We start from the raw sequence: 11,263 nt of genomic DNA on the forward strand, positions 1-11,263 counted from the left end.
TCTGAGAGAAAAGCCAACAGTTCATCAGATGAGAAAACTCCCGAACTTAAAATAATAGCCTAATAACTCAGCTCATCCATTTTTACTTTTCCCCGGAAGGTCCAAAAAACGAAGGTCGTGTAGGCCACAACCAATGGTGTGCCTATGGCCGCTATGATCAGAAGGGTTCCCAGTGATTTTTCGGAAGCACTGGCATTATGAATCGTCAGGCTATTGGCAGGATCCTCATTGGAAAGAATAATCACAGGAAACAGCTCAATGGCTACCACAATGAGCAGCGTAGCAATGGAGATGCAGGAAAAGGCGAATGCATTGCCGTAGCGTTTTTTGCTGATTAGTCTCGGAATATTGGCAATACTCAGGAAGGCAATCAAGGGCACGATGAATAGTGCTGGTTCGCCTTTGAACCGATCGGAAAGATGCGGAAAGTAGATGAGGGTATAGAGAGTAGTGATACCGAAGCTCACCAGAAAGAAAATAATAGCCTGCTTTACATGCAGGGTCATTTTGATAAATTGTTTGCCTTCCGTCTTCATGATGAGGTAGATCGCTCCATGCATCATGAAGAGCGCAAGGGTGCATATGCCCACCATTACTGCGTATGGGTTAAAAAAAGCAATCCAGTCGCCATCAAATTCAAGATCGGGACCTATTGGCATTCCCTGAAGCACATTGCCCAATACCACACCCAGAAGCACGGCCAGCATGATGCTGGAAAAACTGTAAGCACCGTCCCACATGCTTTGCCACCATTTCATCGGCTCTTTGCTTCGAAACTCTATGGAAATAGCCCTGAAAATAATCAGTACCAAAAAAAGCATAAAGGGAATGTACATGGCAGAAAGCAGGGTGGCATAAACGATCGGGAATCCGGCAAACAAGGCACCTCCACCAATCACCAGCCACACTTCGTTGCCATCCCATACCGGGCCGATGGCATTGAGCGCTGTTCTTCGGCTCTTGTCATCCTTAAAAAAGAGGTGCCAGGCACCGGCACCCAGGTCAAAGCCATCCAGAATGGCATATCCTGAGAAAACAGCTCCTACTACCAGAAACCACCACGTTGTATATTCTATGCCTATGAAAGTTGCCATATTGTGTGATTTTAAGATTGAATCGCATCTACAATTTCGCGCTGATGCGGCCTCTGATCGATCATTTCTCCATCCTGAGGGCCATGTTGAATCTTTTTATTGAGCAGGTAGATGAAAAGCGCAAAGAGCAGTGAATAGACCAATGAGAACAGCACCAGTGAAAAGATCACCTGGTTGGCCGTGACCACCTTCGAGAGCGCATCGGATGTACGAAGCAAGCCATAGACTACCCACGGTTGACGTCCCATCTCTGCAGCAAACCAGCCTGCCTGATTGGCAATCTGAGGCAGTAAAACGGCTACCACAAAGGCTTTGAGTACCCATCGGTGATCGAATAATTTTCCGCGCCACCAAAGAAAGCAACCCAGCAGGGAAAGCCCGATGAGCACCATTCCGATCCCCACCATGAGGTGATAAAACTGAAACACGGCGTTGATTTGTCCTGGTCTTTCATCTTCAGGAAAAGCATTTATCCCCTTTACTTTTGCTTCAAAATCCTGGTGAATCAAAAATGAAAGGCCATTGGGGATTTTGATTCCCGAAACTTTCTGTTTCTCCTTATCCACCCACCCGAGGAGGTACATATCAGCTGCGGCCAGACTATCAAAGTGGCCCTCCATGGCGGCCAATTTCACAGGTTGATTCACGGCCACTCCATCTGCAGATCTGTGCCCGGTGAAAAGCTGCGATAAGGATGCGACAACCCCCACTGCAAGTGCAATTTTGAAAGCTTTTTTGGACACTTCGATGTGCCTGTTTTTTAGAAGATAATAGGCATGTACGCTCATGATCAGAAATGCTCCCGCCAGGAATGAACCGATCCATACGTGAGATAGCCGGTCTACACTGGATGGATTGAAGGCCATGGCCCAAAAATCGGTGATCTCAGCTCTGGCTTCCATGCCTTCGCCTACGATGTGGTACCCTGCCGGCGTCTGCTGCCAGGAGTTGGCCACCACGATCCATACTGCCGAAAACATCGAGCCCAGCCATACGCCAAGTGTGGCTGTGAAGTGAATGACGGGACTTACCCTGTTCCATCCGAACAAGAGAATACCGAGAAATCCGCTTTCGAGCGCAAAAGCAAAGATGCCTTCAGCTGCCAGTGCGCTGCCAAAAATATCGCCCACATAGCGTGAGTAAGTAGCCCAGTTAGTGCCAAACTCAAACTCCATGACGATGCCTGTGGCTACTCCAATGCCAAAAGTAAGTGCGAAGATCTTGGTCCAAAACCTGGCCAGTTGTTCATAGGCGGGGTCCTTAGTGCGGAGGTAGAGGCCTTCCATGATGACCATGATCAGGCCCAGCCCGATGCTCACCGGGGGGTAGATGTAGTGAAAGGAAATGGTAAGCGCAAACTGAATGCGGGAGAGAATTTCTACATCCATTTTTTTGATTCAAAGGTAGTGACCAGCGAGATAAACCTCTATGGAAAGACCTTGAAATATTGAGGAGGTCGATGTGTTTACCATGAGGGCAAATCTCGGTGCCTATGTAACAAATGTTACCCTTGGGGGCAGCTGGTTAAGATAGTTTTGTGGGAATTTGAGTGATTGAAAATAGAATTTTATGAAAGAAATATTGGATTTCGTTAGTCAACCCTGGCCCTGGTATGTGGCCGGTCCTCTGATAGCGCTGGTTATGTTTACGTTGATCATTTTCGGAAACAACTTTGGGATTTCAGCCAACCTGAGAACAGTTTGCTCCATTGTGGGTGCAGGGAAGAACTGCGAATTTTTCGACTTTAACTGGAAAAGTCAGTTGTGGAATTTGGTTTTTGCTTTTGGGTTGGTGCTTGGCGGGCTGATCACACATCAGTATCTCACTACTCCGGATGAGGTTACCCTCTCCGCTGCCACACTTGCTGACCTGGCTGAGCTGGGTATAGAGGCACCCCGCGATCAACTGGTGCCCTTGAGTATTTTTAGCTGGGAGTCGCTGGCTACAGTGAGGGGTTTTATTATTCTGGTGGTTGGTGGATTCCTGATCGGCTTTGGTACCAGGTATGCAGGTGGCTGTACTTCGGGGCATGCCATTAGCGGCCTCAGCGATCTGCAACTTCCGTCTTTGATCGCTGTGGTAGGGTTTTTCATCGGAGGGCTTTTTATGACCTACCTGGTTCTCCCTTATCTATTCACTTTATAATCGTAGAAAATGAAAATATTCAGATACATCATAGTAGGCATCGTCTTTGGGATCACCCTGGCCAAATCAGAGGTAATCTCCTGGTACAGGATTTATGAGATGTTTAAATTCCAGTCATTTCACATGTATGGAGTGATTGGCTCAGCGGTTATTTTAGGAATTATCTCTGTCCAGATGATGAAGCGGTTCAACATCAAAACCATTGATGGATTGCCCATAGTAATCAACCCCAAGCAGATGAGTGTTTCCCGATATCTTTTTGGGGGCATCATATTTGGGTTGGGTTGGGCCATGACAGGAGCCTGCCCCGGGCCTATGTTTATTCTGTTGGGCAATGGAGTAGGCGTCATTCTGGTGGTCATCGCTTCTGCGCTTCTGGGCACTTACACGTATGGTTTGGTGAGAAATAAGTTGCCTCACTAATGAAATAAAGAGCCGAAAGAAATACTTTCGGCCCTTATTGAGGAGGAAAACTTGATTGATAACCATCCTTCACTTGGCAGAACACCGCTTAAAATGTTCGTGCCAGATGATTCAAGATTCGAGATCCAAACTTGGGGACAGAATCTGTATTTATTCTGTAGGAATGAGTGACGGTGAGATGATTTCTCCTTTTTTAAAGAAAAATGATCGTTAGGCTGCGTTTAATCCTTATTAACACATTACCTTTTTTTTAAAATAACCATACAACAATGAAAAATTTAACGATAACCCTAACAGCCCCGGGAAACGTCAAATTGGCGTTTTATTTGGGCACAACCCTGTTATTGATCGCCTTACTAAGCTCCTGTCAGAGCTCTGCTCAAAGCCCTGAGTACCGTACAGTAACCAATGATGAGCTTGTGACACTGCTAAAAGATGAGAGTGTACAGCTTTTGGATGTGCGTACGCCAGAGGAGGTTGCTCAGGGGGTGATTGCCGGTGCAGGCCATATTGATATCTACGATCCTGAGTTTGACAACAAACTAAGCCAACTGGATAAGACCAGGCCCGTAGCGGTCTATTGTGCGGCAGGTGGCAGAAGCGCCAAAGCCAGCATGAAACTCAAGGAATTGGGGTTTCAAAAAATATATGACCTAAAAGGTGGCTACAGGGGCTGGCAGCAAGCAGGTTTTCCTGTTTCCCAATAGCTTGGGACAGGCAGCCTGTATCAGTCATGCGGAAATTTCTTTTCGATCACTCTAAAAAAGTGTATTGGGTTAACTTATTGATTGCTAGAAGTTTAACTTTTATAAGATTTTATAGAATTAAACTTATTTAATTAACTTCAAGGCTGATTTCCAGACAAACAGATACAATATGATGAAGTTTCGGCTTTGCCTGATATTTATAGGTCTTTTCTTCTCTCTAAGCTCCATGGCCCAGCGATTTGGTCAGTCTCAGGATGTAATAGAAGTAGGGGAGTCTATGGAGGAATACATCAAGGAAAACCATGTAGATGACATTGAAGATATTGTCCATAAGTTCACTGAATCAAGGGTCTTTTTGAAATACCTGCTCGAGCAAGGGCATCACATCAATTCTGATTCGGTAAAGCTTCGGCGTAAGGATATCAGCATCGGGCATGACATTGATGTCTTTGTGAAGCACTTTTCAGATCATCAGAATTTCACCATGCTGATGGTCCCTGTGGATATTTATCCATTGATGATTTATGATACCTTGCTATTTTCTGTATTGGAAGTGAGCGATACCTGGCTCAAAGAGAAGTACTATTACCACGATATATCCGATGATTCCGTAAAAGCCAGTTTGTTGGCAACAGAAAATCATGACTTGCTAACAAGGCACATGTATGAGCAGGTGATGGCAGAACGAAAGCAGTCCAGTGCAGAGGTGGAAGTGAAACTTCATGAAAGCTATATCTCTACCAATAGCATTCTGCTCAATACGCACGAACTAGACAAAGAGGAACGTGAAAAAATCATGAAATCATGGGGTCTTTTCAAAAGACTGCTCACCCATAACCTGGAGCTCAGCGTGGAGATGAATATTTATATTTTTGGTCATGATGACATGAGCATCATCCATTATACAGATCGCGGTTCCACAGAGTACAGGATTACCCCAAGCAACGTTTTCACACGCCATCATTTTGAAGAAGAATAAATTATAGAGCCATGGGGTGTGTCACTGGAAAAAGACAATACGACACCCAAAGTCAGGCTGAAGAAGCACTGATAGAAACGCGCGGCAGATTCGTTTTTAGAGAAGGGAGCGGGCCAATAGACGTATATCAATGTGATGATTGTGGATATTGGCACTTTACCTCCAAAGGAACAGTGAGCGACTTGCTGAAAAAAGCAGATACCAAAAAGCAGATCAGCGATCAGCAAGAAGCTCAGTTTTGGGAAAGAAAATTCAGATCACGTTAGTCTTCGTCAGACTCCACCTCAGACAATGGCTTGAGGTTAGAAGGGATCTTCTCTTCGTCCGGATCGTATGGGTATACTTCCAATATGTTTGTTAAGGTAATAGAAGGAATATCATAGGGCACCAGCATGGAGTTGAGATGATCTTCTATACGCTCATACGCCTGCTTCACATGATCTGCGCTCACCAGCAGGTAGGTGTTGATTTTCACCTCTTTGTCACTATCTCCATCTACCGTGGCATAGACCACTTTGCTTTTGAACCATTTCTCAGAGTCCTCATGATGAATCACTTCGGCTATATTGGTTTTCGTGATTTGCGTCACTGTGAATTCTCCTGAAATATCCCGTTCACATATTTCGTACATACGACTTTCGGCATCAGTATAGGAAACCGCATCCATCAGATAAGCATCAGTTACCTGCTTGAGCATTCCATCATCCAATTCCTTATTGTGTTTCACTTTACACGAATACCAGATCTTCATTTCTTTTGAGTTATTTTTTTAAATAGGGCTGCAAATATATGCCGATGATCAGGATCAGAAAACCTAATCCGCGATCAATTGGAATTCTTTTTTCATAGACTAAATCCAACAGGAAAATTTCATAAAGCAACCATAGGTTAACCCTATATAAATTGGGCAAGACCTTTTTTAAAAGGTAAATTTGAGACTTCAGAAAACCCCAAATAACCCCAATTATGACCCCAAAACACCCCGAAATCCTCTGGAGTCCATCAGATAGCTTAAAAGCTGATAGTAATCTGGCTGCTTATATGAGCTGGCTACATGATGAGCGTGGATTAACCTTTTCAAACTACGATGCACTTTGGGAGTGGTCAGTGTCGGATACACACGCGTTTTGGCAATCGATCTATGAGTATTTTAAGGTGATCAGTCACCATCCTTACACAGCGGTACACTCGGATGACCTCATGCCAGATACCCGATGGTTTGATGGAGCCACGTTGAATTATGCCGAGCATATTTTTAGAAACCAAAATGAGCAGCATCCGGCCATCATTTTCAAAGCTGAAGGTCGGAATACGGTGGAGATTTCATGGAGAGAACTGCGTGATCAGGTGGCAGCAATGGCTAGATTCCTTAAGGCAAGGGGCGTTGAGAAAGGTGATCGGGTAGTGGCTTTTTTGCCTAATTGCCCGGAGGCAACAGTGGGCTTTTTAGCGGCTTGTTCCCTGGGGGTTATTTGGTCCAGCTGTTCACCGGACTTTGGTCCTAGCAGCGTGGTGGATCGGTTTCAGCAGATTACTCCGAAAGTACTGATTACCGTGGACGGCTACCGGTATGGCGGGAAGGAGTTTGATAAGAGCGCCGTGGTCCGCGAAATTGTAGATAGGTTACCCACCCTCGAAACCATTGTTGAGATTCCGTACCTGCAAAATGAAAAAATACTAACTAAGTCTGTCTCCTGGGCTGAGGTGGTACGCACGCCGTTTGAAGGACTTGATTTCACTCCTGTGGACTTTTCTGATCCTATTTGGGTGCTTTATTCTTCTGGAACCACTGGCCAGCCCAAGGCGATTACTCATTCTCATGGGGGCACCTTGCTGGAGCACCTGAAGTATGTGAGTTTTCACAATGATGTGAAGCCTGGTGAGCGTTATTTCTGGTTTACCACCACAGGTTGGATGATGTGGAATTTTGTGCAAGCTACGCTGCTTGTGGGGGCTACTATCGTACTTTACGATGGAAGTCCGGGATACCCCGATCTCGGCGTGTTGTGGCAGATGGCGCAAGATCATCAGATTCAGCATTTTGGCACCAGCGCACCCTATATTGTGGCCTGTATGAAAGCTGGCCTTGCTCCGGGGAGGGATTTTGACTTGAAAACACTTCGCTCAATCAGTAGCACGGGATCTCCACTGCCTCCCGAGGGTTTCGATTGGGTCTACGAAGCGGTAAAGAAGGATCTGTGGCTCTGTTCGATGAGCGGAGGCACGGATGTTTGCTCTGCTTTTGTGGGAGGGTGTCCGCTTGAGCCTGTGTACGAAGGTGAGATACAGCGTCGGGCATTGGGATGCGCGATGTATGCTTTTGATGACGAAGGCAAGCCCTTGGTGGGAGAGGTTGGCGAAATGGTAGTTACCAGCCCCATGCCTTCTATGCCTATTTACTTCTGGAATGATCCAGACAAGGTGCGCTATCGCGAAAGCTACTTCGAAATGTTTCCCGGTATTTGGCGACATGGGGATTGGCTGTCTATCACAGAGCGCAATACCCTGGTAATTCACGGAAGATCCGATGCCACACTCAACAGGCACGGCGTACGTATTGGTACCGCAGAGATTTATCAGTCAGTGAGCAAGATTGAAACAATCGTGGATAGCCTGGTTGTCAATCTGGAGTTGGATGGAGGCAAACATTTCATGCCCTTGTTTGTGGTGCTGAAAGAGGGACAAGCGCTGGATGATCAATTGATCAAACAGATCGGCCATCAACTAAAAACGGATTTCTCACCCAGACACATTCCTGACACAGTGGTTTTGGTGCGAGACCTGCCGTATACCATCAGTGGTAAAAAAATGGAGGCACCAGTCAAGAAGATACTTATGGGTAAACCGGTGGAGAAGGCGGCCAACCTTGGGGCCATGCGCAACCCGGAATCGTTGGATTTCTTTGTGACTTACGCAAAGCAAGTTCCGGTCTGATGTAGCACTTACCTATTGGATTCAAAAGGCGCTTCATCGAAAATGTACGGGAGATAAGGAAGCTATCACCTAGTTTACTTATTTTGGTGTAAATCTCCAGCCAGATGATAAAATACCGTTATTATTTATGCTTTTTACTGCTATCTTTTTTGACGCTGTTAAACGCTTTTTCTCAGGAAAGAGAGCAGGATAGTCTGAGGCACCTGCTCCATCAGCTAGACGAAACCGAACCAGAGAAACTAATAGAAGCTCATAATGCCCTGGCCTGGAGTTACAGAGATATCAGGCCGGATTCAGCACTCTATCATGCCAACAGTGCACTGAAGCTGGCTCGAAGAAATGGGTATGTGGATCAGGAGATACAGTCCATCAACTACGTGGGCGTGGCGTACCGAAACTTAAGTAACTTTTCAAAGGCCTTTGAGAAATACCTGGAGGCGCTCAAACTGTCGGAAGAGGCGGGGAACGGTGAGCAGCGGGGCTATTCACTGATTAATTTGGGTAATCTTTATCTGTATCAAACCAACTTTCATGGAGCTATCAAATATTTCATTCAGGCACTTGACCAGGCTCAGAGCCTCGCAGATAAGCGCATGGTGGCTTATTGTTTTCTGAACCTTGGCAGATCTTATAAAGGGATAGCGGAGTATGGACAGGCCGAGCTCTATTTTAAGCAGGCCATTGAAATCAGGAAGGAGCAGGGAGACCTTTATGGACAACTGGCGTCAGAAATAGACCTGGCGGAGGTTTATTTGCTGCAAGGCGACCTCCGCAAGTCTGAGCAGTACCATCTGAGCCTCATCCAGCGACTGGAGGAAATGGACAATCCACGGATGCTAGCAGTGGTCTATAATAACATTGCCAAGATTTATCTCTCGAGAAATGAATTAAAAAAAGCAGAAGGGTATGCTTACAAAGCTATTGAGAGTACACGAGATATCAACTCCAGGTTTGAAGAGAAGAATGTTTGGGAGAACCTCAGTAAGATTTATGCCAATGGGGATAATTTTGAAAGAGCCTTTGAAAGTCATGTGAAATATGCTGAGCTCAATCAGCAGCTGTTCAGTGAAGAGAATATTCGAAAGATCGAACAACTCAAGGGACAGTATGAAATGGAGCAGCAGGAGGTAGAAAATGAGTTTTTACGAAAACAAAGCGAACTCAACGAACAGGTGATCCGTACCCAGCGCATCATGATCACTGTTTCGGTGATCGGTATACTCTTATTTCTCACCATGACCATCATTTCCGTAAGGGGATACTTGGTGAAAAAGAAACTATCCAACGAAATCAGTAAGCAGCGGGACGAGATTAGCCGTGACAAGGAGCTCATACAGCAGCAATCAGATAAACTAATGGAACTGGACAAGGCTAAGTCACGATTTTTTGCGAACGTATCCCATGACTTGCGCTCACCATTGAGTTTGATCATTGGCAACCTGGAGATGCTGCGTGAAGACGAGGATGTCGTGCTCAGCTCCAGAGCCATCAAAAATCTTGAAACAGGCTATAAAAACTGTAAGAGACTTCTCTACCTCACCGATGAGATCAATGACCTGACCAAGCTGGAGGAGGGTAAAATCAACCTGAAGAAAGAAGTGGTTCGGTTTGGCTCTTACCTGGAGATGTTGGCCGAAATGTTTGTGGGGACAGCCGAGTACAAAGGCGTAAAGCTCACCTGTAAGAACAATATTCGAAAGGAAGAAACGGTCTTCATTGACCCACGACAGTTCGAGAAGATATTTTATAACCTGGTGTCCAATGCAGTGAGACATACTTCACGTGGTGATAAGATTACCATTGAGACCTTTATCGAGCAGGACAACATCCTGCTTCACATCACCGATACCGGTGAGGGGATCGCTCAGGAGAGTTTGCCTTATGTTTTTGATCGGTTTTATCAGTCAAAAAATAACGAATACAGGAGTAGGGAAGGGCTGGGGATAGGTCTGGCGCTGGTGAAAGAGCTGGTAGAGTTACACAATGGTAAAATCACTGTGGAGAGCACCCTTGGGCTGGGCACGTCCTTCAAGCTGAGTTTCCCCAAAGTGGTATCAGAGTCTGAGCACCTTACGGTTCCACATACATTTACTTATGTGTCTGAGCGCAAGCACCTCTATGACGATCTGGATAGAGAAGAACGAGCCGGAGCCAGTGTGCCCAAGACCGAGGAAATGGAAACCATACTTATTGTGGATGACCACCCGGAGATCAGGTACCACATCAGGCAAATTCTTGAAGACGATTACCACATCATAGAGGCGGCCCATGGTATAGAGGCACTTGAACTGCTCAAACATAATGAGGTAGACCTGATGATCTCAGACCTGATGATGCCCTGGATGGATGGCTTTGAGCTAATAGAGTCCATCAAATCCAACCCTGAGTTAAGCAAAATACCCATTCTGGTAGTCTCTGCGCGCATTTCGGACTCGGATCAGGAGAAGGTGCTCTATCAGGGCATTAATGATTACCTGCAAAAACCCTTTCAAAAGAAGGAGTTGATGCTCAGAATTGGTAATCTGTTGCAACAGAAGAAGAATTATGAGGACTCAGAAGGGGATGTTTTTGGCAGACTGGCCGACAAGCAAAACCTGGACACTGTAGAAAAAGATATCCTGTCTCGGCTGGAGCAGATCGTAATGGAGAAAATTGATGACGAGAACCTATCGGTCTATGACCTGGCAGATGCCATGGCTGCCAGTGAGCGTCAGGTGTACCGACTGGTGAAGAAGATTACAGGTCTTACGCCTTTCGAATATGTCTCAGAGGTAAGGCTTAAATACGCTGAATATTTGATCAGGAAAGGAAAAGTGAAGAATGCCTCCGAAGCAGCGAGAAGCATTGGACTGAAGAACGTAACCGCCTTTGGCAAGCAGTATGAGAAAAAATTTGGAGTAAAGCCTTCAGAAGCTATTAAAGGCTAGTCTTCAGTTTGAAGACTGGCCTGAATAAGCGATTTCGGTAAGTTGTGCCTGATA

General features: G+C 45.7%; 10 protein-coding genes. 7 read left to right on the forward strand and 3 right to left on the reverse strand.

Annotated elements, in window-relative coordinates; all coding sequences use genetic code 11:
- Positions 1-59: 59 nt before the first annotated feature.
- Together cydB and ACHKAR_RS04515 are read right to left on the reverse strand one after the other, a co-directional pair.
- On the reverse strand, positions 60-1,094 hold the full coding sequence (cydB, locus tag ACHKAR_RS04510) for a cytochrome d ubiquinol oxidase subunit II (protein WP_395416358.1): 1,035 nt from the start codon (positions 1,092-1,094) through the stop codon (positions 60-62).
- An 11-nt stretch (positions 1,095-1,105) separates the two neighbouring features.
- Positions 1,106-2,482 carry a cytochrome ubiquinol oxidase subunit I gene (locus ACHKAR_RS04515; protein WP_395416359.1) on the reverse strand — a complete coding sequence of 459 codons (1,377 nt, stop codon included), beginning with the start codon at positions 2,480-2,482 and terminating at the stop codon, positions 1,106-1,108.
- 181 nt (positions 2,483-2,663) lie between these two features.
- Between ACHKAR_RS04515 and ACHKAR_RS04520 the strand changes: the two genes are divergently transcribed.
- From ACHKAR_RS04520 to ACHKAR_RS04540, 5 genes are all read left to right on the forward strand, one after another.
- Entirely contained in the window at positions 2,664-3,239 is a 576-nt protein-coding gene (locus ACHKAR_RS04520; protein ID WP_159578943.1) for a YeeE/YedE family protein, read from the forward strand.
- Positions 3,240-3,248: 9 nt separating this feature from the next.
- Complete coding sequence (locus ACHKAR_RS04525; protein WP_159578944.1) at positions 3,249-3,662, forward strand: DUF6691 family protein; 414 nt, start codon at positions 3,249-3,251, stop codon at positions 3,660-3,662.
- Positions 3,663-3,931: 269 nt separating this feature from the next.
- Positions 3,932-4,369 carry a rhodanese-like domain-containing protein gene (locus ACHKAR_RS04530; RefSeq protein ID WP_395416360.1) on the forward strand — a complete coding sequence of 146 codons (438 nt, stop codon included), beginning with the start codon at positions 3,932-3,934 and terminating at the stop codon, positions 4,367-4,369.
- Positions 4,370-4,538: 169 nt separating this feature from the next.
- Positions 4,539-5,348 (forward strand): hypothetical protein, encoded by an 810-nt coding sequence (locus tag ACHKAR_RS04535; RefSeq protein WP_395416361.1) that lies wholly within the window; start codon positions 4,539-4,541, stop codon positions 5,346-5,348.
- 11 nt (positions 5,349-5,359) lie between these two features.
- Entirely contained in the window at positions 5,360-5,614 is a 255-nt protein-coding gene (locus tag ACHKAR_RS04540; RefSeq protein WP_159578949.1) for a hypothetical protein, read from the forward strand.
- Here ACHKAR_RS04540 and ACHKAR_RS04545 read toward each other — a convergent pair.
- The gene (locus ACHKAR_RS04545; protein WP_159578951.1) at positions 5,611-6,099 is read right to left on the reverse strand and encodes a DUF4494 domain-containing protein; all 489 of its coding nucleotides are present in this window, start codon (positions 6,097-6,099) and stop codon (positions 5,611-5,613) included. The genes ACHKAR_RS04540 and ACHKAR_RS04545 overlap by 4 nt on opposite strands.
- A 215-nt stretch (positions 6,100-6,314) precedes the next feature.
- On the opposite strand from ACHKAR_RS04545, the gene ACHKAR_RS04550 reads away from it, so the two are divergent.
- Together ACHKAR_RS04550 and ACHKAR_RS04555 are read left to right on the forward strand one after the other, a co-directional pair.
- Positions 6,315-8,282 carry an acetoacetate--CoA ligase gene (locus tag ACHKAR_RS04550; RefSeq protein WP_395416362.1) on the forward strand — a complete coding sequence of 656 codons (1,968 nt, stop codon included), beginning with the start codon at positions 6,315-6,317 and terminating at the stop codon, positions 8,280-8,282.
- Positions 8,283-8,431: 149 nt separating this feature from the next.
- A complete protein-coding gene (locus tag ACHKAR_RS04555) occupies positions 8,432-11,209 on the forward strand; it encodes a response regulator (protein WP_395416363.1) in 2,778 nt (925 codons plus the stop codon).
- The last annotated feature ends 54 nt before the right edge of the window (positions 11,210-11,263 follow it).

Origin of the sequence: Marinoscillum luteum (assembly GCF_044005705.1) — a bacterium.
GTDB lineage: Bacteria > Bacteroidota > Bacteroidia > Cytophagales > Cyclobacteriaceae > Marinoscillum > Marinoscillum luteum.

Excerpts from the sequence above, each read along its gene's own strand:
- cydB (WP_395416358.1), bottom strand. The coding sequence starts at position 1,094 with ATGGCAACTTTCATAGGCATAGAATATACAACGTGGTGGTTTCTGGTA.
- ACHKAR_RS04515 (WP_395416359.1), bottom strand. The coding sequence starts at position 2,482 with ATGGATGTAGAAATTCTCTCCCGCATTCAGTTTGCGCTTACCATTTCC.
- ACHKAR_RS04520 (WP_159578943.1), top strand. The coding sequence starts at position 2,664 with ATGAAAGAAATATTGGATTTCGTTAGTCAACCCTGGCCCTGGTATGTG.
- ACHKAR_RS04525 (WP_159578944.1), top strand. The coding sequence starts at position 3,249 with ATGAAAATATTCAGATACATCATAGTAGGCATCGTCTTTGGGATCACC.
- ACHKAR_RS04530 (WP_395416360.1), top strand. The coding sequence starts at position 3,932 with ATGAAAAATTTAACGATAACCCTAACAGCCCCGGGAAACGTCAAATTG.
- ACHKAR_RS04535 (WP_395416361.1), top strand. The coding sequence starts at position 4,539 with ATGATGAAGTTTCGGCTTTGCCTGATATTTATAGGTCTTTTCTTCTCT.
- ACHKAR_RS04540 (WP_159578949.1), top strand. The coding sequence starts at position 5,360 with ATGGGGTGTGTCACTGGAAAAAGACAATACGACACCCAAAGTCAGGCT.
- ACHKAR_RS04545 (WP_159578951.1), bottom strand. The coding sequence starts at position 6,099 with ATGAAGATCTGGTATTCGTGTAAAGTGAAACACAATAAGGAATTGGAT.
- ACHKAR_RS04550 (WP_395416362.1), top strand. The coding sequence starts at position 6,315 with ATGACCCCAAAACACCCCGAAATCCTCTGGAGTCCATCAGATAGCTTA.